The following is a 21,173-nucleotide window of genomic DNA, read 5'->3' as shown; positions in this document are numbered from 1 at the left end:
GTCACTTTCGCTCGCCGATCGGCACGAAGACGAGGTCTTCCGGGCCGGTGTAGTTGGCGCTCGGGCGGATGATCTTGTTGTCGATGCGCTGCTCGATGATGTGCGCGGCCCAGCCCGAGGTGCGCGCGATGACGAAGAGCGGCGTGAACATGGCGGTGGGCACGCCCATCATGTGATAGCTCACGGCGCTGAACCAGTCCAGGTTGGGGAACATCTTCTTGGCATCCCACATCACGCCCTCCAGGCGCTCGGCGATGTCGAACATCTTGGTCGATCCGGCCTCCTGCGACAGCGTCTTTGCCACGCCCTTGATGACCACGTTGCGCGGGTCGCTCACCGTGTAGACCGGGTGGCCGAAGCCGATCACGACTTCCTTGGCCTCCACGCGGCGACGCACGTCGGCCTCGGCCTCGTCGGGCGAGTCGTAGCGCTTCTGGATCTCGAAGGCGACCTCGTTGGCGCCGCCATGCTTGGGGCCGCGCAGCGCGCCGATGGCGCCGGTGACGGCCGAGTACACATCCGCCCCGGTGCCCGCCACCACGCGGGCGGCGAAGGTGCTGGCGTTGAACTCGTGCTCGGCGTAGAGGTTGAGCGAGGTGTGCATCGCGCGCTCCCAATTGGGGGAGGGCTTGCGGCCATGCAGCAGGTGCAGGAAGTGCGCGCCGATGGAGTCGTCGTCGGTCTCCACCTCGATGCGCTTGCCCTGCGTCGACCAGTGGTACCAGTACAGCAGCATCGAGCCGAGCGAGGCCATCAGGCGGTCCGCAATGTCGCGCGCGCCGGGCAGGTTGTGGTCGTCCTTCTCGGGCAGCACGCAGCCGAGCGTCGAGACGCCGGTGCGCATCACGTCCATCGGGTGCGCGCCGGCCGGCAACTGCTCCAGCGCCTGCTTGACGCTGGCGGGCAGGCCGCGCATGGCCTTCAGCCGGTCCTTGTAGGCGCGCAGTTCGGCGGCCGTCGGCAGCTTGCCGTGCACCAGCAGGTGCGCAATCTCCTCGAACTCGCAGACCTCGGCGATGTCGAGGATGTCGTAACCGCGGTAGTGCAGGTCGTTGCCGGTGCGCCCGACGGTGCACAACGCGGTGTTGCCGGCGGTCACGCCCGACAGGGCAACGGATTTCTTCGGCTTGAAGCCGTTGGGCGACGCGAGGTCGTTCATGCAATCTCCAGTTCTTTTTTCAGGTAGGTGTGGGGAATCGGGGCAGGCCGCCCTTGGGCATCGACTGCCACCATCTCGAAGACGCCGTTGAGCGCCATCTCGGCCTCTTCGCCGAAGCGCTCGGCCATGCCGGTGACGCAGACGGTCATCGAACTGCGGCCGACGCGGCTCACGAAAGCACGCAGGCGCAGCACGCTGCCGACCGGCACGCGCGCCACGAACTGCGCGTCGACGCAGCGGGCCATCACGACATCCGATTTCGCGTGCTGCCGCGCCACCAGGAAGGCGGCCTTGGACATCAAAAGCAGGGCATTGCCGCCGAACAGCGTCCCGTAGTGGTTCGCGTGCTCGGGGAACACGATTTCGGCGACCTCGATGGTGGGAGTTTCTTCAGTCATGCTTCGCAATATACGCAAAGCAGGCGCCATAATGAAGGACTGAAATGGCGAATGATTGCGAATGAAAAACCGTCAAGTTGCGAAGATTGCGAATGATAAGACTCTGGCTTGGAGTGACACCTGATGCGCAAGACCTTCATGGGCGTGCGCCTGCGCAAACTCCGCGCCGAGCGCGGCCTGAGCCAGGTGGCGCTCGCAAACGCGCTCGGCTTGTCGCCCAGCTACCTGAACCAGCTGGAGCAGAACCAGCGGCCCCTGACGGTCGCGGTGCTGCTCAAGATCAGCCGCACGCTCGGGGTCGACGTGCAGCAGTTCTCCGACGACGAGGAAGCGCGGCTCGTTGCCGACATGCGCGAGGCCGTGGCGGACAACCCCGGCGGCGAAGTCATCGCGTTGCCCGAGCTGACGGAAATCGCCTCGCAGATGCCTGCCGTGGGCCACGCACTCATCGCGCTTCATCGACGCCATCAGGAGGCGCTGGAACGCCTTGAAGCCATGTCCACCGAGCTGGGCGACGGGCGCGGCGACTTGGCGCGTGGGCGCCCGATGCCTTTCGAGGTGGTGCGAGACTTCTTCTTTGCCAACCAGAACTACTTCGACGCGCTGGACAGCGCGGCGGAAACGCTGGCCGCCGAGGCACGCGCACACGGCGGACCGCTGGGTGAGTGGCTGATGGGGAGGCTGATGAAGCAGCATGGGGTGCGCGTGGTGCCGTCCGACGAAGGGGCGGAGCTCAGCCAGCGCCGATACGACCCGGCCAGCCGCGTGCTTCGGCTGTCATCCAGTCTGGAACCAGGGCAGCAGGCTTTCCAGCTCGCCACGCAACTGGCGTTGCTGGAGCAGTCGGCGCTCATTGAGGCGCTGGTCGAAAGCGCAGGCTTTGGCGACGCCGCGGCGCACGGACTGGCACGCATCGGACTGGCCAATTACTTTGCAGGCGCCTTGCTGCTGCCCTACGCGGCTTTTCTCGGCGCTGCCGAAAACCTCCGCTACGACATCGACCAGCTGGCGCGACGCTTCGGCGTCGGCTTCGAGACCGTCTGCCACCGCCTGAGCACGTTGCAGCGGCCCGATGCACCGGGCGTGCCTTTCTTCTTCATCCGCGTGGACCGGGCCGGCAACATCTCCAAGCGCCAGTCGGCCACGCACTTCCACTTCTCCAAGACTGGTGGCACCTGTCCCCTGTGGAACGTGTATGAGGCCTTTGCGCAGCCGGGGCGCATCCTGCCGCAACTCGCACGCATGCCCGATGGCCGGGCCTACCTCTGGATCGCGCGAACCGTCTCGCACGGCCAGCGCGGCTACGGCTCACCGAGCAAAACCTTCTCGATCGGGCTGGGCTGCGACGTGCGCTATGCGCCGCGGCTGGTCTATGCCAAGGGGCTGGACCTGAAGGACCCGGAGGTGCCGACGCCCATCGGCATGGGCTGCAAGGTGTGCGAGCGGATGGCGTGCCCGCAGCGGGCCTTCCCCTTCGTCGGCCGGCCGCTGGACGTGAACGAGAACGAGAGCCGGTTCACGCCGTATGCGGTGGCGGGCGGCCAGCCCGGAGCCCCGCCACCCGCACGCAAGGGCAAGGCCACCGGTTAGCGCCGGTTCGCAGGACCCACGGAGTCGCGGTTACTGGTGCGAAACGGTGTCCGTCAACTTGGCGCCAGTTCAGCGCGCAACGCTCGCGCCGCAGCAACCATGTTCGACAGCGCAGCCTCCGTCTCCGGCCAGCCGCGCGTCTTGAGGCCGCAGTCCGGGTTGATCCACAGGTTGGCAGCCGGCACGACGGCCGCCGCCTTGCGCATCAGCCGCACCATCTCGTCGGTCGTGGGCACGCGCGGCGAGTGGATGTCGTAGACACCGGGGCCGATCTCGTTCGGATACTTGAAGTCGCCGAAGCCGCGCAGCAGCTCCATGTCGGAGCGACTGGTCTCGATGGTGATCACGTCCGCATCCATCGCGGCGATCTCCGGCAGGATGTCGTTGAACTCCGAATAGCACATGTGGGTGTGGATCTGCGTGCGGTCGGCCACGCCCGAGGCGCTGATGCGAAACGAGCGCGTGGCGCCTTCCAGGTAGCTCTTCCAGCCCGCGCGGCGCAGCGGCAGGCCTTCGCGGATGGCCGGCTCGTCGATCTGGATGATGCCGATGCCGGCCTTCTCCAGGTCCACCACCTCGTCGCGGATGGCCCACGCGATCTGCTCGGTGGTGACGCTGCGCGGCTGGTCGTCGCGCACGAAGGACCATTGCAGGATGGTGACGGGGCCGGTGAGCATGCCCTTCATCGGCAGCTTCGTCAGGCTCTGGGCATAGGCGGTCCATTCGACAGTCATTGCTGCCGGACGAGCCACGTCGCCATAGATGATCGGCGGCTTCACGCAGCGCGAACCGTAGGACTGCACCCAGCCGTGGGTGGTGAAGGCGAAGCCGTCGAGTTGCTCGCCGAAGTACTCGACCATGTCGTTGCGCTCGGCCTCGCCGTGCACCAGGACGTCGATGCCCAGCGCTTCCTGCTTGCGCACGGCCAAGGCGATCTCGGCCTTCATCTTTTCGGCATAGGTGGTGGCGTCGAGTTCGCCGCGCTTGAAGGCGGCGCGGGCTGCGCGGATCGCAGCGGTCTGGGGGAAGGATCCGATGGTGGTCGTGGGCAAGGGAGGCAGCGCGAAGCGGGCGCGCTGCGCGGCCTGGCGCTTTGCAAAGCCGGAATTGCGGCGATCGTCGCTGGTCACGCTGCGCGCAATGCGCAGGCCGACATCGGCGCGGTGCACACGCGGGCTCGCACGGCGGGCGGCCACCGCGGTGCGGGCGGCGATCAGCTCGGCCTCCACGGCGTTTTCCTCGCCGTCCAGCGCGGCGCGCAGCACGCGCAGCTCATCGAGCTTTTCCACGGCAAAGGCCAGCCAGGGCTTCACTTCCGCATCGAGCCGGGTCTCGCCCGCCAGGCTGAAGGGCACGTGCAGCAGCGAGCACGACGGCGCGATCCACAGCTCACCCCGATGCTTCGCGGTCACCGGCCCCAGGCGCGCGAGCGCGGCGTCCAGGTCGGTGCGCCAGATGTTGCGGCCGTCCACGATGCCGACCGAGAGCACCTTGTGCGCTGGCAACCAGTCGGCCACGCTGGTGAGCTCGGCCGGCGCGCGCACCGCATCCACGTGCAGGCCGGCCACCGGAAGCTGGCAGGCCAAACGCAGGTTATCCGACAGCGGAGAGAAATAGGTGGCGAGCAGCAGCTTGGGCGCGCTGCGGGCGAGCTGCCAGTAGCTCCGCTCGAAGGCGTTGCGCCAGGCGTCGGGCAGGTCCAGGCCGAGGATCGGTTCGTCGATCTGCACCCATTCGACGCCCAGCGACTTGAGCCTGGCCAGCACCTGCTCGTAGACCGGCAGCAGCGAATCCAGCAGCGTGAAGCGATTGAAGCCAGGCTGCTTTTCCTTGCCGAGCCAAAGGAAGCTCAGCGGCCCGAGCAGCACCGCCTTGACCTTGTGGCCGAGCTTCTGGGCCTGGGCAACTTCATTGAACAGCCGCACCGAGGCCAGGCTGAAGCGCGTGTAGGCGCTGAACTCCGGCACGAGGTAGTGGTAGTTGGTGTCGAACCACTTGGTCATCTCCAGCGCAAAGGTCGCGTGGCTGCCGTGCGTGCAGCCTTCGTGGCCGGCCTCGTCGGCCACGCCGCGCGCCATCGTGAAGTAGCGGGCCAGTTCGGGCTCGTCACCCGGAAAGTCGAAGCGCGGAGGCTCGCAACCCAGCATCTGGATGTGATTGGCAACATGGTCGTAGAAAGCAAAGTCGCCGACCGTCACGAAGTCCAGGCCGGCATCGCCCTGCGCCTGCCAGCGGCGTGCGCGCAGCTCGGCGCCAACGGCTTCGAGGCCAGCGGCATCGATCTCGCCGCGCCAGTGCTTTTCGAGGGCGAACTTCAGTTCGCGTTGGGCGCCCATTCGTGGGAAGCCGAGGGTGTGTGTACGTGTCATCCGTCGATCATCCCGTGCCATGCAATATGATTCAAACGAAACTTATTGCCAATCAACGTGAAATTGATTCAAGATGCAGTCGATCCTCGAAATCCGCCACCTGCGCACCCTGGCCGCCTTGCGTGACACCGGCAGCCTGGTGCGCGCGGCGCAGATGCTCAACCTGACGCAGTCGGCGCTGTCGCACCAGGTCAAGCTGCTCGAAGAACACTTCGGCATGCCATTGTTCGAGCGCAAGTCGGTGCCGCCGCAGTTCAGCGGTGCGGGCCAGCGCATCCTGCAATTGGCCGATACCACGCTCGCGCTGGTCGACGAGGCGGAGCGGGACGTCGCCCGCCTGGCGCAGGGCGCCGACGGGCAACTGCGCATCGTGGTCGAGTGCCACACCTGCTTCGACTGGTTGATGCCGGCGATGGACGAGTTCCGCAGCCGCTGGCCCGAGATCGAACTGGACATCGTCTCGGGCTTTCATCCGGACCCGATCGCGCTGGTGTTGCAGGACCGGGCCGAGGTGGCGATCGTGTCGGAACAGGATGCGGACGAGGTAGTCGACTACCACCCGCTGTTCCGCTTCGAGATCGTGGCGCTGCTGGCCAACGACCATCCGCTGGCCGCGAAGGAATACCTCACGGCCCGGCATTTCGCCGACCAGACGCTGATCACCTACCCGGTGCCCGACGACATGCTCGACATCGTGCGCCAGGTCCTGGCGCCGGCGGGCGTCGAGCCCCTGCACCGCCGCACCACCGAACTCACGGTCGCCATGCTGCAACTGGTGGCCAGCGGCCGCGGTGTCGCGACCTTGCCCTTGTGGGCGGTCCAGGGCTATCTGGAGTGCGGCTATGTCACGGCCAGGCCGGTGGGGCGCAAGGGCCTGACGGGCGAGCTGCACATGGCTTGCAGTTCGGCGACTTCGAGCCGCCCCTGGGCTGACGACTTCGTGCGCATCACGCGCGAGACCTGCTTCAAGACATTGCCGGGCATCGAGTTGCTGTAACGGAGCCGACAGATCAAGGTCGGCTTCGATTCGGAACCGGCCTGCGGCGCAAGTGCCACAATTTACCCATGAGCCAGACCCCGCGCGTAGCCATCCAGACACACGACTTTGACTTGGCCGCCGAGGTGGCACTCCTGCGTGGCACCGATACGCGCGTGGGCGCGGTCTGCGCTTTCGTCGGCACGGTGCGCGACCGCAACGACGGATCGGCTGTGGCCTCGATGGAGTTGGAGCATTACCCCGGCATGACCGAGAAGGCGATCGAAGCCATGATCGACGAGGCGCAGCGCCGCTTCGACGTCCTTGGCGCGCGCGTGGTGCATCGCGTGGGCCTGATGCAGCCGCTGGACCAGATCATGATGGTGGCGGTCGTCTCGGCGCACCGCGGCCAGAGCTTCGAGGCCTGCGAGTTCCTGATGGACTACCTGAAGACCCAGGCGCCGTTCTGGAAGAAGGAACAAACGCCCGAAGGCGCCCGTTGGGTCGATGCGCGCGTGGCCGACGACAAGGCGTTGGCACGCTGGGGCATCGACGCTGCCAACGCGGAGAAGGCGTGAATCTTTCTATCGTGGACTCCGATCCCGGGTCTGCGGCGTTGGCTCCGGCATCACAAGCGCTTCCGCGCATACGCGCTCTGGATCAGGGAGCCACAGTGCTGGAGCCCGCGATCGTCGCGCCTTCGGCAGCGCACGCCGCCGCCTGCGGCGCGCCGGCGGCACGGGCCTTGGCGACCTCGTCGCGCGCCGCTGCCAGCTGCGCGTTGAACACCGCGTTGCTGTGCAGGCGCGCCACCGTGGCGGACCCGACCAGTCGGCCGGCCTCGATGTCGCTCTGCCAGTGAACGCCGCAGATGGCGCGGCTTTGCGAGAACGCGCGGCCGCGCTGCAGGATCGCATCAGCGCGATCGGGCGCGACTTCCGCCAGCACCAGCGCCCAGCCCCAGCCGACGGACGAGTGGCCGGACGGGTACGAACCATCCTTGGCCAGAAAGGCTTCTTCCTTCGGCGTGCAGCTCGCGGTCTTGTAGACGACAAAAGGCCGCGTGCGCACGTACTTGTCCTTGGCCTTGTAGGTCGCCAGGCCGGCGTCGGTCAGCGTGCGGCGCAGCAGCATGCTGAGGTTGGGCGTGCCTTGCTCGGAAATCTGTACGCCCAGGGCGCATGAGAAGACCGACGCGGCTTCGGGGAAATGCAGGTTGGCATCCGACACGGCCATGGCGCCGCGCGGCGTGCCCTGCAGCTTGGTGAGGTTGCGGAAGGTGGCGGTGTCGGCGGCGTAGGCCGGCGAATCCGCGGCGGGCGGGGCCGGGAGCAATGCGAGGCTGTCGGGCAACTCGGCGGGCGCGAGGTAGCCCTTGAGGTAGCCGGTGCCAGCGCGCAGTTCGCCCACCTCGGCAGCCGATGTGGGCGCGACGACGCGCGGTGACGTGGTGCATGCGCCGGCCAGCAGCGCGACGGCCAAGGTGGCCGTCAACGTCTTGATCTCCATGGATGTCTCCTCCTTTTTTTCGGGAGCGCCATGGTAACGGTACAGCTACAGCGCCTTGAAGCCGCTCGCCTGGATGATGCGCTCCCACGACTGCGTGTAGGTGCGCACGCGGCCCGAGAACTGCCCTTGCGGTTCATAGCCCACGCTGAGACCCATGTTGGTGAGCTTGTCGCGCACGTCGGGCATGGCCAGCACTTTCTGCAGCGCCGTGCCGAAACGGTCAATGAAGGCCTGCGGCGTGCCGACCGGCGCGAAAACGCCGTAGTAGGGCAGGTCGTTCAGGTTGGCAAAGCCCAGTTCGGTGAAAGTCGGCACCTGCGGCAGCAAGGCCTGGCGCTTGGCGCCGATGGTGGCGACGATGCGGACCTTGCCGGCGCGATGGTTCTCGATGAAGTCCGGCACCGACGCGATGCCGGCGCTGATCTGGTTGCCCAGCATGTCCGCGGTCATGGGGGCGCTGCCGCGGTAGGGCGCCGACTGGATGTCGAGCTTCGATTTCTCCGCGATCATCTTGACCAGGAACTCCGGGATCGAGGCGGGGGCGGGAATGCCGATGGTGTCCTTGCCGCCCTTCTGGGTCTTGACCCATTTCAGGTATTCATCAAAGGTCTTTGCCGGCGTGCCGCCCGAGACGGCCAGCACGTTGGCGAAGGTGGCGAATCCGGCCACGGGCACGAAGTCGGTAGCCGGGTTGAAGCCGGGGTTCTTCACCACTTGCGGAAGGATCGAGATGGTGTGGTCGTGCGACAGCAGCAGCGTGTGGCCGTCGGCCGGCGAGGCCTTGAGCGCCTGCGCGGCAATCTGTCCGCCAGCGCCGGCACGGTTCTCGACGACGATCGGCACGCCGAGTTCGTCCTTGAGCTTTTCGCCGAGCATGCGGGCGATGGCGTCGGTGCCGGCGCCGGCCGGAAAGCCGACGAGAAGACGGATCGGGGCGCCGCCTTGCGCCTGGGCGAGGCCCGAGAACGCGGTGAACGCAGCCAGCGCCACCGCGCTGCGCACGCCGCGCGACAGGACACCTCGTCTTGAAAAGAACATGATCGACTCCAGAGCAGTGATTTGAGGAAAGTCGGCGGCCGGGCGAGATTTGCCCTTGAATCGCCGCGCAACAGTCCTATTTTGAATGCAGGAATCAAGCCATGCGCCAAGACAAACTCACCACCAAATTCCAGGAAGCCCTCGGCGACGCCCAATCGCTCGCCCTCGGCAATGACAACGCCTACATCGAGCCGGTGCACCTGCTGCTCGCGATGCTGCGCCAGGACGAAGGTCCGCGCGCGGTGCTCGAACGCGCCGGCGCCAACGTGCCGGGCCTCGTGCAGGCTGCAGAAGCCGCGATCAAGAAGCTGCCGCAGGTGCAGGGGCACGACGTCGTGCAGGTCGGGCCGGACCTCAACAAGCTGCTGCAAGCCACCGAGAAGGAAGCGATCAAGCGCAATGACCAGTTCATTGCCGGAGAACTCTTCCTGCTCGCGGTGGCCGACAGCAAGGCCGAGATCGGCAATCTCGCGCGCAGCAACGGCCTCACGCGCAAATCGCTCGAAGCCGCGATAGAAGCCGTGCGCGGCGGGCAGGGCGTGAACAGCGCCGATGCCGAAGGGCAGCGCGAAGCGCTCAAGAAATACTGCATGGACCTCACCGAGCGCGCACGCCTCGGCAAGCTCGATCCGGTGATCGGCCGCGACGAGGAAATCCGCCGCGCCATCCAGGTGCTGCAACGCCGCACCAAGAACAACCCCGTGCTCATCGGCGAACCCGGCGTGGGCAAGACCGCCATCGTCGAAGGGCTGGCGCAGCGCATCGTCGCGGGCGAGGTGCCCGAGTCGCTGAAGGGCAAGCGCGTGCTGTCGCTCGACATGGCCGCGCTGCTGGCCGGTGCCAAGTTCCGCGGCGAATTCGAGGAGCGCCTGAAGACGGTGCTGAACGAACTAGCGAAGGACGAAGGCCAGACCATCGTCTTCATCGACGAACTGCACACCATGGTCGGTGCCGGCAAGGCCGAAGGCGCGATGGACGCGGGCAACATGCTCAAGCCGGCGCTGGCGCGCGGCGAACTGCATTGCGTCGGCGCCACCACGCTCGACGAATACCGCAAGTACATCGAGAAGGACGCCGCGCTGGAACGCCGCTTCCAGAAGATCATCGTCGGCGAGCCGAGCGTGGAGGCGACCATCGCCATCCTGCGCGGGCTGCAGGAAAAATACGAGTTGCACCACGGCGTGCAGATCACCGACCCGGCCATCGTCGCTGCGGCCGAGCTGAGCGACCGCTACGTCACCGACCGCTTCCTGCCCGACAAGGCCATCGACCTGATCGACGAGGCCGCGGCCAAGATCAAGATCGAGATGGACTCCAAGCCCGAGGTCATGGACCGGCTCGACCGCCGCCTGATCCAGTTGCAGATCGAGCGCGAAGCCGTGCGCCGCGAGAAGGACGAGGCCTCGCAGAAGCGGCTCGGCCTGATCGAGGAAGAGATCGTCAGGCTGCAGAAAGAGATCGCCGACTACGACGAGATCTGGCAGGCCGAGAAGGCGCAAGCCCAGGGCAGCGCGCACATCCGCGAGGACATCGACAAGATCAAGTTCCAGATCGCCGAATTCACCAGCAAGGGTGATTTCAACCGCGTCGCCGAACTGCAATACGGGCAGCTTCCAGCGCTCGAAAAGCGCCTGAAGGAAGCCGAAGCGAGCGAGGCGAAGAAGGGCACCGCGAGCGCGCCGAAACTGCTGCGCACGCAGGTCGGCGCGGAAGAGATCGCGGAGGTCGTCGCGCGTGCCACCGGCATTCCCGTGGCCAAGCTGATGCAGGGCGAGCGCGACAAGCTGCTCGTGATGGAAGGCAAGCTGCACGAACGCGTGGTCGGGCAGGACGAGGCCATTGGCGCCGTCGCGAATGCCATCCGTCGCTCGCGCTCCGGCCTGAGCGATCCGAACCGTCCGACCGGCTCCTTCCTGTTCCTCGGCCCGACGGGCGTGGGCAAGACCGAGCTGTGCAAGGCGCTCGCAGGCTTCCTGTTCGACGCCGAAGACCACCTCATCCGCATCGACATGAGCGAGTTCATGGAGAAGCATTCGGTGGCGCGCCTGATCGGTGCGCCGCCCGGCTACGTGGGCTACGAGGAGGGCGGCTACCTGACCGAGGCCGTGCGGCGCAAGCCCTACAGCGTGGTGCTTCTCGATGAAGTGGAGAAGGCGCATCCGGACGTCTTCAACGTGCTGCTGCAAGTGCTCGACGATGGCCGCCTGACCGATGGCCAAGGGCGCACCGTGAACTTCAAGAACACGGTGATCGTGATGACCAGCAACATCGGTTCGCCCATCATCCAGGCGATGGTGGGCAAGCCGTACGATGAGATCAAGGACGCGGTGTGGGACGAGTTGAAGAACTACTTCCGTCCCGAGTTCCTGAACCGCATCGACGAGACGGTGGTGTTCCACGCGCTCGACGCTAAGAACATCGAGGCCATCGCGGCGATCCAGCTCAAGGTGCTGCAGGCGCGTCTGGCGAAGATGGACCTGGGACTGGAAGTGTCCGCTGCCGCACTGGCGGAAATTGCCAAGGTCGGCTTCGATCCGGTGTTCGGTGCGCGGCCGCTCAAGCGGGCGATCCAGCAGCGCATCGAGAACCCGTTGTCGAAGCTGCTGCTCGACGGCAGTTTCGGGCCGAAGGACACGATCCACGTGACGACCGACACGATCCATTCGCCGGGTGTGTTTCAGTTTGCGAAGTCGGAGGAACCAACCGACGAGGTGGTAGCCTAAGTGCCGATGCTGACCTTTCTACTGCGCGTGATCCTGTTTTGCATGGGGCTGGTGCTGGCCGCTAGCCTCGCCGTGGCCGTGCTGTTTTTGGCCGCGCTGTGGATCATGGGGTACGTGTGGGCCCGCATCACCGGAAAGCCGGTGAGGCCGTGGGTGATGCGATTCAATCCGGGCAGCGGCTTCGACCGTTTCCGCCAGGCCACGAAGCCGCCGGAGCCCAATGCCGCCGACGTGGTGAATGCGCGGGCACGCGGCGAGTCGGTGGAGCAACCGGCGCGCATCGTTCGCGGCGCGGCCGGCGACGTGACCGACGTGATGCCGAAGACGCCGTCGAACCGCTGATCCTCCTTCACGGTACGCGCAAACCTGCGGCCGGTTGCGCGTTGCTGGCGCCTGCGAAAATCGCCGCCTGAGAAAGTAGATGTCGAACAAGTCCCCGGCGGGGCTTTCAGCGTCTCCCTCACCCGATTTTCATAACCAGGAGCTTTTCTCATGAGCACTCGCGACATCTTCGTGGTCGGCACCGCCCGCACCGCCATCGGCACCTTCGGCGGTTCGCTGAAGGACGTTCCCAACACCCAGCTCGCCACCACTGCCGTCAAGGCCGCCATCGAGCGCAGCGGCGTGGCAGCGGACGCCATCGGCCACGTGGTGATGGGCAACGTCATCCCGACCGACGTCAAGGACGCCTACCTCAGCCGCGTGGCCGCCATCGATGCGGGCTGCCCCATCGAGACGCCGGCCTTCAACGTCAACCGCCTTTGCGGCTCGGGCCTGCAGGCCATCGTGTCGGCGGCGCAAGCCATCGCGCTGGGCGATTGCGACGTCGCGATCGGCGCCGGCTCGGAATCGATGAGCCGCGGCCCGTACTTCGACACCTCGGCCCGCTATGGCGCGCGCATGGGCGATGCGGTGCTGGTCGACTACATGCTCGGTATCCTGCACGACCCGTGGGAAAAGATGCACATGGGCATCACGGCAGAGAACGTCGCGGCGCGCCACGGCATCACGCGCGACCAGCAGGATGCGCTGGCCGTGCTGAGCCAGCAGCGCGCCGCCGCCGCCATTGCCGCGGGCCGCTTCAAGGAACAGATCGTCCCGGTCGAGGTGAAGACCCGCAAGGGCGTCGTGCTGTTCGACACCGACGAGCATGTGCGCGCCGACACCACGCTTGAGACGCTCGCCAAGATGAAGCCGGCGTTCAAGAAGGACGGCCTGGTCACCGCCGGCAACGCCTCGGGCATCAACGACGGCGCGGCCGCCATCGTGCTGGCCGAGGGTTCGCGCGTGCAGGCGCTGGGACTGAAGCCGCTGGCCCGGCTGGTCGGCTACGCGCACGCGGGTGTCGAGCCGGCGTACATGGGCATCGGCCCGGTCCCGGCCACGCGCAAGGTGCTGGAGCGCACCGGCCTGAAGGTCTCGGACCTCGACGTGATCGAGTCGAATGAAGCCTTCGCGGCGCAGGCCTGCGCGGTGATCCAGGAACTGGGCTTCGATCCGGCCAAGGTCAACCCGAACGGCTCGGGCATTTCGCTGGGCCACCCGGTCGGCGCGACCGGCGCGATCATCACGGTGAAGGCGATCGCCGAGCTGCATCGCACGGGCGGGCGCTATGCGCTGGTGACGATGTGCATCGGCGGCGGCCAGGGCATCGCCGCGATCTTCGAGCGGGTCTGATCGTGAGCTTGGCCTCTGCGCAAGTCGACGAGCGCGAGGTCGAGTTCAGCGCCATCCGCGCGCAAGGCGCGGGCGGGCAGAACGTCAACAAGGTGTCGAGCGCGGTGCACCTGCGCTTCGACATCCCGGCTTCGTCGCTGCCGGAAGGCGTGAAGGAGCGGCTGCTCGCGCTGCGCGACAGCCGCATCACGCAGGAGGGGGTGCTGGTGCTCAAGGCGCAGACGCACCGCAGCCAGGACATGAACCGGGCCGATGCGCTGGCAAGACTGCAGGAACTGGTCGACAGCGTGGCCGTGGCGCCGCGTGTGCGCAGGGCCACCAAGCCGACCTATGGCTCGAAGCAGAGGCGTCTGGAGGGCAAGAGCCAGCGCTCGGCGATCAAGCAGTTGCGCGGGCCGTTGAAGGACTGATGCCGGCCTCGGCCCGCCGGGCCAGGCTGCGCACCGATGTCGGCAATGACCGGACCATCTCTGCCAGGTAGGTCGTCAGTTCGGACTCGTCGTTGCGGCGGCGGTTCATGATCACCGGCGTCGTCACCCCTTCGTCGCCCAGCGGCAGGTAGAGCACGCCCTCGCGGTGCAGGTTCTGCACCGATTGCGGTACCAGCGCGTAGCCAAGGCCCGCGACGACGAGGCCGATGGCGGTCTGCACCTCGTTCGACTCCAGCGCGATCACCGGCTTCAGCCCGCGAGACTGGAACATTTCCAGCACCTGGTCGGCATAGCTGGGCCGTGGCTTCGAGGGGTACAGCAGCAGCGGCTCGGTCGCCAGCTTGGCAAGGGTGATCTTCTTGTGCTTGACCAGGCGATGGTTGACGGACAGCGCCACCATCACGGTCTCCTCGCGCACCAGTTCGCCCACCACGTCGTCGTCGTCGAAGTTCAGCCGGCCGAAGCCCATGTCGATGCGACCGGCCTTGAGCGCCTCGACCTGCTGCACCGTCGTCATCTCGTAGAGGTTCAACTCGACCATCGGCTGCGCTTCGCGGAACTGGCGGATCACGTCCGGCAGCTTGCCGTAGAGCGTCGAGGGCGCGAAGCCGATCGCGTACCAGGTGCGCCGGCCGCCGGCGATGCGCACCGTCGCAGTCTGGATCTCGGACATGCGGTCGAGCATCTGTTGCGCCTGGATCTGGAAGAAGCGCCCGGCCGGCGTGAGGCGCAGCGGGCGCGACGTGCGGTCCAGCAACTCGGCGCCGAGTTCCTCCTCCAGCGTCCGGATCTGGCGGCTCAGGGGCGGCTGCGCGATATGCAATTGCTCGGCCGCGCGGCTGAAGCTCAGCTCGCGCGCGACCGCGCAGAAATAGCGCAGGTGGCGCAATTCGATGTGCATGGGAGGCTCCTGTTGCGGATTCGTGTGGGTCAGTGAAAACCCGATGCCTGTATACCTTAAAGGTATTTTGCCGGACTCAATCGATATTGGACCGCAGGGCGCGTGAGGAGGACCATTCAGTCCATGAACACGAGCCCCACCATCCACTCCATCGAGGCCATCCTGGTCGACCTGCCGACCATCCGCGCCCACAAGCTGGCGATGACGACAATGATGCGCCAGACGCTGGTGATCGTTCGCATCGCCTGCAGCGACGACGTCGCCGGCATCGGCGAGACCACCACCATCGGCGGCCTGGCCTACGGCGACCAAAGCCCCGAGAGCATCAAGAGCGCGATCGACAACTACATCGCGCCGCTGCTCATCGGCACCGACGCCACCCGCGTCAACGTGGCGATGCGGCGTGTGTCGGCCTCGGTGCAGGGCAATTCGTTTGCCAAGTCGGCGGTCGAGATCGCGTTGCTCGACGCGCAGGGCCAGCGCCTCGGCCTGCCGGTGCATGCGCTGCTGGGCGGTGCGATGCGCGATTCGCTGCCGGTGCTGTGGACGCTCGCCAGCGGCGACGCGACACGCGATGTCGACGAAGCCCTCGCCCTGATCGAAGCCCGCCGCCACAACGTCTTCAAGCTGAAGATCGGCAGCCATCCGCTGGCCGAAGACATAGCCCATGTGCAGGCGATCCGCCGCGGCCTTGGCGACGACGTGATGCTCACCGTCGACGTGAACCAGGCCTGGGACGAACCCACGGCGGTGCGCGGCATCGCCGCCCTCGAAGCCATCGGCGTCGCCCTCATCGAGCAACCCGTGGCCCGCCGCAACCGGCAGGCGCTGAAGCGGCTCGCGGCCCGCTTCGACGTGGCCATCATGGCGGACGAAGCGGTGCACGACGCCATCGATGCCTTCGACCTGGCCGCGGATGCCGCGGCCGATGTCTACGCGCTGAAGATCTCGCAAGCCGGCGGCCTGTGGCCCACGCTGCGCGCCGCTGCCGTCGCCGATGCGGGCGGCATGGGCATCTACGGCGGCACGCTGCTCGAAGGCAGCGTCGGCAGCATCGCCGCGGCCCATGTGTTCGCCGCCTGCCCGACGCTGGCCTGGGGCACCGAGCTGTTCGGCCCCTTGCTGCTGAAGGACGACATCGTGGTGCAGCGCCCCGAATACCGCGACTTCGAGCTGCAGCTTCCGCAAGTGCCCGGCCTGGGCGTGCAACTCGACCTCGACAAGCTCGCCTTCTACCGCCGCGACCGCGCGTCGCAGCCTGTCGCAGCCACCGCCTGAGAGGACCAAGACCATGCTTTTCCACGTCGAAATGACCGTCAATCTCCCGCACGACCTGGCGCCGGCGCAAGCCGACCAGCTCAAGGCGCGCGAGAAGGAGATTGCGCAAGGCCTGCAACGCGACGGCGTCTGGCGCCACCTCTGGCGCATCGCCGGGCGCTACGCCAACGTCAGCATCTTCGACGTCGCCGACAACGCGGCGCTGCACGACACGCTGATGACGCTGCCCCTGTTCCCGTACATGGACATCGTCGTGCGGCCGCTGTGCCGGCACGGCTCGTCCATCCGCGAAGACGACCGCTGATCCATTCCACTTTTCCCCTCCACCCCACGATCCCAAGGAAGACAACGCCATGAACGAACTCACCCAGACCCAACTGCTCGAACGCGTCACGTTCGCCAACCGCCCCGACGGCGACCCGCGCGTGCAGAAGATCACCGCGCGCATCGTCGGCGACCTGTTCCGTGCCATCGACGACCTCGACATCCAGCCCGACGAGTTCTGGGCCGGTGTCGACTGGCTCTCGCGCCTCGCCTCGAGCGGCCAGGCCGGCCTCATCACCGCGGGCCTGGGCTTCGACCGCCTGCTCGACATTCGCCTGGACGAAGCCGACGAACGCGCCGGCCGCAATGCCGGCACGCCGCGCGCCATCGAAGGACCGCTCTACATCGCCGGCGCCCCCCTCTCGAAGTACGAGACGCGCGTCGACGAAGAAGGCGACGAGCAACGCGGCGAGACCATGGTGATGGAGGGCCGCGTGCTCGACGTCAACGGCAAGCCGGTGGCCGGCGCCATCGTCGACGTGTGGCATGCCAATGAACTGGGCCGCTACTCGCACTTCGATCCGGACCAGGCCGAGTACGCGCTGCGCCGCAAGATCGAGACCGATGCCCAGGGCCGCTACCGTTTCCGCAGCTTCCTGCCGCCGGGCTACGCGATTCCGCCGAACAGCCCGACCTCCGAACTGTTCAGCGCCATCGGCCGCCACGGCAACCGTCCGGCGCACATCCACTTCCTGGTGGTCGCACCCGGCCTGCGCACGCTGACGACACAGGTCAACGTGCCGGGCGACAGCTTCATCGACGACGACTTCGCCTTTGCCACGCGCGACGGGCTGATCCTGAAGCTCGAGCGGAACACCTCGCCCAAGGGCTACGAATCGCTCGGCGTGACGACCCAGTTCACCCGCGTGCCTTTCGACTTCGTCATGCAACCTGCCGTGGACGAAAGCGAAGCCGATCCACAAGCACGGATCGCGCGCGCCCTGGCCTGACCTGAGCCACTGCTCCTGCGCCGGCATGCCCGGCCAGGAGCCTCTCTCCCCAACCCCCGATCGTCGATGGTGAAGCAGCGTGCTTCGGCTTTGCGACGACCTCCTTTCTGCAAATCGCCAAATCGCAAACCTTTTCGGAGACACGACATGATCCCCATCTACCCCGTCAAGTCCACGCCAGACCTCTCGAAGCTCGACGCCTTGCTCGAGGACGATCCGGTCGCGCACAAGTACCGCCTGGACCGCTCGGTCTTCACCGACGAGCAGTTGTTCGACCTGGAGATGAAGCACATCTTCGAAGGCAACTGGGTCTACCTCGCGCATGAAAGCCAGATCGCCAACGTCAACGACTACCTGACCGTGTACGTCGGCCGCCAGCCGGTCGTCATCACACGCAGCAAGGACGGCAAGCTGAATGCGCTGGCCAACACCTGCACCCATCGCGGCGCCATCCTGTGCAGGCATAAAAAGGGCAACAAGTCCAGCTTCACCTGCCCGTTCCATGGCTGGACCTTCAACAACGCCGGCAAGCTGCTCAAGGTCAAGGACAACAACGCCGAAGCCGGCTACCCGTCCAGCTTCAATTGCGAAGGCAGCCACGACCTGGCGAAGCTCGGCGCCTTCGAGAACTACCGCGGCTTCCTGTTCGGCAGCGTCAACCCCGATGTGGTGCCGCTGAAAGAGCACCTGGGCGAGGCCGCCAAGATCATCGACATGATCGTCGACCAGTCACCCGAAGGCCTGGAAGTGCTGCGCGGCGCGTCGACCTATACCTTCGACGGCAACTGGAAGCTCGGCGCGGAGAACGGCGCGGACGGCTACCACGTCTCGTCGGTGCACTGGAACTACGCGGCCACCACCAGCCGGCGCAGCGTCGACGGCAAGGTCGACACCGTCAAGGCCATGAATGCCGGCAAGTGGGCGCAGCAGGGCGGCGGCTCCTACACCTTCAAGCATGGCCACCTGCTTCTGTGGACCAACTGGTCGAACCCGGAAGACCGGCCGCTGTACTCGAAGCGCGACGAGTGGATCGGCAAGTTCGGCGAGGCCCGCACCGACTGGATGCTTGGCAAGTCCCGCAACCTGTGCCTGTACCCCAACGTCTACCTGATGGACCAGTTCAGCTCGCAGATCCGCATCGTGCGGCCGATCTCGGTCGACAAGACCGAAGTGACGATCTACTGCATCGCGCCGAAGGGCGAGGCGCAGGAAGCCCGCACGCGCCGGCTGCGCCAGTACGAAGACTTCTTCAACGCCACCGGCATGGCCACGCCGGACGACCTGGAGGAGTTCCGCTCCTGCCAGCACGGCTACGGCGCACGGGCCGTCAAGTGGAACGACATGAGCCGCGGTGCCACGCACTGGATCAAGGGCCCGGACGCCACGGCCGAGCTGATCGGCTTGAAGCCGGACCTGAGCTGCGTGAAGACCGAGGACGAGGGCCTCTACATCGGTCAGCACGAGTACTGGCTCGACACCATGAAGAAGGCCGTGGTTGCCGAATCGGAAGGGGCGCTGTGATGCTCGACTACCAAGCCATCCAGTCCTTCGTCTACTCGGAAGCCCGCGCCCTGGACGAGCACCGCTGGGCCGACTGGCTCGCCTGCTACGCGGACGACGCCGAGTTCTTCATGCCCTCGTGGGATGACGACGACAAGCTCACGACCGACCCGCAGAACGAGGTCTCGCTCATCTACTACCCCGACAAGCAGGGGCTGGAAGACCGCGTGTTCCGCATCCAGACCGAGCGCTCAAGCGCCACCATGCCCGACACGCGCACCGGCCACGCGATCAACAACCTGGAGGTGCTGTCGCAGGACGACCAGCAATGCGTCGTGTCCTTCAACTGGACCACGCACAGCTTCCGCTACGACATCGTCGACGTGTACTTCGGCAGCTCGCAATACACGCTCGACACGAGTGGCGACAAGCCGCTGATCAAGCGCAAGTACGTCGTCCTGAAGAACGATTACATCCACCACCTGCTCGACATCTATCACATCTGATCCACGAGACAAGGAGACAAAGCATGACCTACAACATCGCCCTGCAGTTCGAGGACGGCGTCTCGCGCATCATCCCGTGCGAGCCCAACGAACTGGTTGCAGACGCGGCCTACCGCGCCAAGATCAACATCCCGCTCGACTGCCGCGACGGCGCCTGCGGCACCTGCAAATGCCACTGCGAGAGCGGCAGCTTCACGATGGGCGACTACATCGAGGATGCGCTCGCCGACGACGAAGCCGCGAACGGCTACGTGCTGACCTGCCAGATGAAGCCCACCTCCGATTGCGTGGTGCGGGTGCCGGCTTCGTCGGCCGCGTGCAAGACGGAGGTCGGCGCGCACGGCGGCAAGCTCACGAAGATCGAGCGCGACTCGGCAACCACCGTGTCGTTCGCGCTGCAATCGGAACGGCCGCTGGCATTCCTGCCGGGGCAGTACGTCAATCTCATGGTGCCCGGCAGCAAGGAAACGCGCTCGTACTCCTTCAGCTCCGCGCCGAACACTTCCGAGCTGGCCTTCCTGATCCGCGACGTGCCCGACGGCCTCATGAGCACCTACATGCGCAAGCAGGCGCAGCCCGAGGACTTCCTGATGTTCACCGGCCCCTACGGCAGCTTCTACCTGCGGCCGGCAGTGCGACCCATCCTGATGCTCGCGGGCGGCACCGGCCTGGCGCCCTTCCTGTCGATGCTCCAGTGGCTCAAGGACAACCCGACGGACCATCCGATCCGCCTGGCCTACGGCGTCAACACCAACGACGACCTGGTCGAACTCGAGACCCTGTCGGCGCTGAAGTCCAGCCTGCCGGATTTCGAATTCTTCACCTGCGTCGTCGACGCGGAGAGCGGACATCCGAAGCAGGGCTACGTCACCAACCACCTCTCGGGCGACGACCTGCACGACGGCAATGTCGATGTGTACGTCTGCGGCCCGCCGCCGATGGTCGAGGGCGTGCGCAAGTGGATGTCGGGCGTCGGCGTCACGCCGAAGAGCTTCCACTTCGAGAAGTTCTCGTCGGCCAACGAAGCGGTGGCGGCATGAGCGCTGCTCATCAAATGACCGGCACACGCTTCACGAACAAGGTCGTCATCGTGACGGGTGCCGCCCAGGGCATCGGCCGTGGCGTTGCGCTGAAGGTCGCCGCAGAAGGCGGCACCGTGCTGGCCGTCGATCGTGCCGAGATCGTCAACGAGGTCGTCGCGGAGATCGGGGAGGCCGGCGGCATCGCCTCCGGCTTCCAGGCCGACCTCGAGACCTTCGCAGGTGCCCAAGCCATGGTCGCGGAGTGCCTCGCGAAGTTCAAGCGCGTGGACGTGCTGATCAACAACGTCGGCGGCACGATCTGGGCCAAGCCCTACGAGCACTACGAGGAGGCGCAGATCGAGGCCGAGATCCGGCGTTCGCTCTTCCCGACGCTGTGGTCCTGCCGCGCCGCGCTGCCTTTCATGGTGAAGAAGAAGCGCGGCGTCATCGTCAACGTGTCGTCCATCGCCACGCGCGGCGTGCACCGCGTGCCGTACTCGGCAGCCAAGGGCGGCGTCAATGCGCTGACCGCCTCGCTGGCGATGGAGCACACGCACAACGGCATCCGGATCAATGCCACGGCGCCCGGCGGCACCGATGCACCGCCGCGCCGCGTGCCGCGCAATCAGGCGAAGGCGAAGCCCAGCCGGCAGGAAGCAACCTGGTACCAGGGCGTGGTCGACCAGACGGTCGATTCCAGCCTCATGCACCGCTACGGAACCATCGACGAGCAGGTCGCCCCGATCCTGTTCTTCGCTTCGGACGAGTCCTCCTACATCACCGGAACCGTGCTGCCCGTCGGCGGCGGCGACCTCGGCTGAC

General features: G+C 66.4%; 20 protein-coding genes. 14 read left to right on the top strand and 6 right to left on the bottom strand.

All coding sequences use genetic code 11. From position 1 onward, the window contains the following. Position 1: 1 nt before the first annotated feature. Positions 2 to 1,159, bottom strand: a complete 1,158-nt coding sequence (gene prpC / locus HCU76_RS07195) for a 2-methylcitrate synthase (RefSeq protein WP_213956416.1) — start codon at positions 1,157 to 1,159, stop codon at positions 2 to 4. Then, positions 1,156 to 1,557 (bottom strand): acyl-CoA thioesterase, encoded by a 402-nt coding sequence (locus tag HCU76_RS07190; RefSeq protein ID WP_213956417.1) that lies wholly within the window; start codon positions 1,555 to 1,557, stop codon positions 1,156 to 1,158. The genes prpC and HCU76_RS07190 overlap by 4 nt, the downstream gene beginning before the upstream one ends. Positions 1,558 to 1,680: 123 nt before the next feature. Here HCU76_RS07190 and HCU76_RS07185 point away from each other — a divergent pair, with 123 nt between their 5' ends. Then, positions 1,681 to 3,147 (top strand): short-chain fatty acyl-CoA regulator family protein, encoded by a 1,467-nt coding sequence (locus tag HCU76_RS07185; protein ID WP_213956418.1) that lies wholly within the window; start codon positions 1,681 to 1,683, stop codon positions 3,145 to 3,147. A gap of 53 nt (positions 3,148 to 3,200) precedes the next feature. Here the strand turns inward: HCU76_RS07185 and metE are convergent, their stop codons facing one another. After that, positions 3,201 to 5,516, bottom strand: coding sequence for a 5-methyltetrahydropteroyltriglutamate--homocysteine S-methyltransferase (metE, locus tag HCU76_RS07180; RefSeq protein WP_218508884.1), 2,316 nt, complete (start codon positions 5,514 to 5,516; stop codon positions 3,201 to 3,203). A gap of 73 nt (positions 5,517 to 5,589) precedes the next feature. On the opposite strand from metE, the gene HCU76_RS07175 reads away from it, so the two are divergent. Further along, positions 5,590 to 6,513, top strand: a complete 924-nt coding sequence (locus tag HCU76_RS07175; RefSeq protein ID WP_213956420.1) for a LysR family transcriptional regulator — start codon at positions 5,590 to 5,592, stop codon at positions 6,511 to 6,513. Positions 6,514 to 6,581: 68 nt separating this feature from the next. Further along, positions 6,582 to 7,070, top strand: a complete 489-nt coding sequence (locus HCU76_RS07170; RefSeq protein WP_213956421.1) for a molybdenum cofactor biosynthesis protein MoaE — start codon at positions 6,582 to 6,584, stop codon at positions 7,068 to 7,070. A gap of 82 nt (positions 7,071 to 7,152) precedes the next feature. Here the strand turns inward: HCU76_RS07170 and HCU76_RS07165 are convergent, their stop codons facing one another. Continuing rightward, positions 7,153 to 8,001, bottom strand: coding sequence for a phosphatase PAP2 family protein (locus HCU76_RS07165; RefSeq protein WP_213956422.1), 849 nt, complete (start codon positions 7,999 to 8,001; stop codon positions 7,153 to 7,155). Between the two features lie 45 nt (positions 8,002 to 8,046). Next, on the bottom strand, positions 8,047 to 9,039 hold the full coding sequence (locus HCU76_RS07160) for a Bug family tripartite tricarboxylate transporter substrate binding protein (protein ID WP_218508883.1): 993 nt from the start codon (positions 9,037 to 9,039) through the stop codon (positions 8,047 to 8,049). 101 nt (positions 9,040 to 9,140) lie between these two features. Here HCU76_RS07160 and clpB point away from each other — a divergent pair, with 101 nt between their 5' ends. The 4 genes from clpB (at position 9,141) to arfB (ending at position 13,849) form a co-directional block, all read left to right on the top strand. Continuing rightward, complete coding sequence (gene clpB / locus HCU76_RS07155) at positions 9,141 to 11,762, top strand: ATP-dependent chaperone ClpB (protein ID WP_213956424.1); 2,622 nt, start codon at positions 9,141 to 9,143, stop codon at positions 11,760 to 11,762. A gap of 6 nt (positions 11,763 to 11,768) precedes the next feature. After that, positions 11,769 to 12,104: a hypothetical protein gene (locus HCU76_RS07150; protein ID WP_213956425.1), complete on the top strand. Its 336-nt coding sequence runs from the start codon at positions 11,769 to 11,771 to the stop codon at positions 12,102 to 12,104. 150 nt (positions 12,105 to 12,254) lie between these two features. Next, a complete protein-coding gene (locus HCU76_RS07145) occupies positions 12,255 to 13,439 on the top strand; it encodes an acetyl-CoA C-acyltransferase family protein (RefSeq protein WP_218508882.1) in 1,185 nt (394 codons plus the stop codon). 2 nt (positions 13,440 to 13,441) lie between these two features. Next, positions 13,442 to 13,849 carry an alternative ribosome rescue aminoacyl-tRNA hydrolase ArfB gene (gene arfB / locus HCU76_RS07140; protein ID WP_213957651.1) on the top strand — a complete coding sequence of 136 codons (408 nt, stop codon included), beginning with the start codon at positions 13,442 to 13,444 and terminating at the stop codon, positions 13,847 to 13,849. Here arfB and HCU76_RS07135 read toward each other — a convergent pair. Then, positions 13,818 to 14,771 (bottom strand): LysR family transcriptional regulator, encoded by a 954-nt coding sequence (locus HCU76_RS07135; protein WP_218628305.1) that lies wholly within the window; start codon positions 14,769 to 14,771, stop codon positions 13,818 to 13,820. The genes arfB and HCU76_RS07135 overlap by 32 nt on opposite strands. Positions 14,772 to 14,894: 123 nt before the next feature. Here HCU76_RS07135 and HCU76_RS07130 point away from each other — a divergent pair, with 123 nt between their 5' ends. From HCU76_RS07130 to benD, 7 genes are all read left to right on the top strand, one after another. After that, positions 14,895 to 16,049, top strand: coding sequence for a muconate/chloromuconate family cycloisomerase (locus tag HCU76_RS07130; protein WP_213957652.1), 1,155 nt, complete (start codon positions 14,895 to 14,897; stop codon positions 16,047 to 16,049). A gap of 13 nt (positions 16,050 to 16,062) precedes the next feature. Further along, positions 16,063 to 16,353 (top strand): muconolactone Delta-isomerase, encoded by a 291-nt coding sequence (gene catC / locus HCU76_RS07125; protein WP_213957653.1) that lies wholly within the window; start codon positions 16,063 to 16,065, stop codon positions 16,351 to 16,353. Positions 16,354 to 16,402: 49 nt separating this feature from the next. Then, positions 16,403 to 17,323 (top strand): dioxygenase, encoded by a 921-nt coding sequence (locus tag HCU76_RS07120; RefSeq protein ID WP_213957654.1) that lies wholly within the window; start codon positions 16,403 to 16,405, stop codon positions 17,321 to 17,323. 147 nt (positions 17,324 to 17,470) lie between these two features. Further along, entirely contained in the window at positions 17,471 to 18,844 is a 1,374-nt protein-coding gene (gene benA / locus HCU76_RS07115) for a benzoate 1,2-dioxygenase large subunit (protein WP_213957655.1), read from the top strand. Further along, positions 18,844 to 19,329, top strand: a complete 486-nt coding sequence (gene benB, locus HCU76_RS07110; RefSeq protein ID WP_213957656.1) for a benzoate 1,2-dioxygenase small subunit — start codon at positions 18,844 to 18,846, stop codon at positions 19,327 to 19,329. Before benA ends, benB begins: the two co-directional genes overlap by 1 nt. 23 nt (positions 19,330 to 19,352) lie before the next feature. Then, positions 19,353 to 20,369 (top strand): benzoate 1,2-dioxygenase electron transfer component BenC, encoded by a 1,017-nt coding sequence (gene benC / locus HCU76_RS07105; protein ID WP_213957657.1) that lies wholly within the window; start codon positions 19,353 to 19,355, stop codon positions 20,367 to 20,369. 14 nt (positions 20,370 to 20,383) lie between these two features. Continuing rightward, positions 20,384 to 21,172 (top strand): benzoate diol dehydrogenase BenD, encoded by a 789-nt coding sequence (gene benD, locus HCU76_RS07100; RefSeq protein WP_213957658.1) that lies wholly within the window; start codon positions 20,384 to 20,386, stop codon positions 21,170 to 21,172. Position 21,173: the final 1 nt, after the last annotated feature.

This window comes from Variovorax sp. dw_308 (genome assembly GCF_019207085.1).
Lineage (GTDB): Bacteria > Pseudomonadota > Gammaproteobacteria > Burkholderiales > Burkholderiaceae_C > Variovorax.
Note: the sequence above shows the minus strand (reverse complement) of the source record. Positions and strands in the feature narration are given on the sequence as shown.

What these genes read in the sequence shown, in the direction of transcription:
- benD (WP_213957658.1), top strand. Translation starts at nt 20,384, where the DNA reads ATGACCGGCACACGCTTCACGAACAAGGTCGTCATCGTGACGGGTGCC.
- HCU76_RS07160 (WP_218508883.1), bottom strand. Translation starts at nt 9,039, where the DNA reads ATGTTCTTTTCAAGACGAGGTGTCCTGTCGCGCGGCGTGCGCAGCGCG.
- HCU76_RS07145 (WP_218508882.1), top strand. Translation starts at nt 12,255, where the DNA reads ATGAGCACTCGCGACATCTTCGTGGTCGGCACCGCCCGCACCGCCATC.
- benA (WP_213957655.1), top strand. Translation starts at nt 17,471, where the DNA reads ATGATCCCCATCTACCCCGTCAAGTCCACGCCAGACCTCTCGAAGCTC.
- benB (WP_213957656.1), top strand. Translation starts at nt 18,844, where the DNA reads ATGCTCGACTACCAAGCCATCCAGTCCTTCGTCTACTCGGAAGCCCGC.
- benC (WP_213957657.1), top strand. Translation starts at nt 19,353, where the DNA reads ATGACCTACAACATCGCCCTGCAGTTCGAGGACGGCGTCTCGCGCATC.
- HCU76_RS07175 (WP_213956420.1), top strand. Translation starts at nt 5,590, where the DNA reads ATGCAGTCGATCCTCGAAATCCGCCACCTGCGCACCCTGGCCGCCTTG.
- HCU76_RS07185 (WP_213956418.1), top strand. Translation starts at nt 1,681, where the DNA reads ATGCGCAAGACCTTCATGGGCGTGCGCCTGCGCAAACTCCGCGCCGAG.
- HCU76_RS07190 (WP_213956417.1), bottom strand. Translation starts at nt 1,557, where the DNA reads ATGACTGAAGAAACTCCCACCATCGAGGTCGCCGAAATCGTGTTCCCC.
- HCU76_RS07130 (WP_213957652.1), top strand. Translation starts at nt 14,895, where the DNA reads ATGAACACGAGCCCCACCATCCACTCCATCGAGGCCATCCTGGTCGAC.
- metE (WP_218508884.1), bottom strand. Translation starts at nt 5,516, where the DNA reads ATGACACGTACACACACCCTCGGCTTCCCACGAATGGGCGCCCAACGC.
- clpB (WP_213956424.1), top strand. Translation starts at nt 9,141, where the DNA reads ATGCGCCAAGACAAACTCACCACCAAATTCCAGGAAGCCCTCGGCGAC.
- HCU76_RS07150 (WP_213956425.1), top strand. Translation starts at nt 11,769, where the DNA reads ATGCTGACCTTTCTACTGCGCGTGATCCTGTTTTGCATGGGGCTGGTG.
- HCU76_RS07170 (WP_213956421.1), top strand. Translation starts at nt 6,582, where the DNA reads ATGAGCCAGACCCCGCGCGTAGCCATCCAGACACACGACTTTGACTTG.
- HCU76_RS07165 (WP_213956422.1), bottom strand. Translation starts at nt 8,001, where the DNA reads ATGGAGATCAAGACGTTGACGGCCACCTTGGCCGTCGCGCTGCTGGCC.
- HCU76_RS07120 (WP_213957654.1), top strand. Translation starts at nt 16,403, where the DNA reads ATGAACGAACTCACCCAGACCCAACTGCTCGAACGCGTCACGTTCGCC.
- HCU76_RS07135 (WP_218628305.1), bottom strand. Translation starts at nt 14,771, where the DNA reads ATGCACATCGAATTGCGCCACCTGCGCTATTTCTGCGCGGTCGCGCGC.
- prpC (WP_213956416.1), bottom strand. Translation starts at nt 1,159, where the DNA reads ATGAACGACCTCGCGTCGCCCAACGGCTTCAAGCCGAAGAAATCCGTT.
- catC (WP_213957653.1), top strand. Translation starts at nt 16,063, where the DNA reads ATGCTTTTCCACGTCGAAATGACCGTCAATCTCCCGCACGACCTGGCG.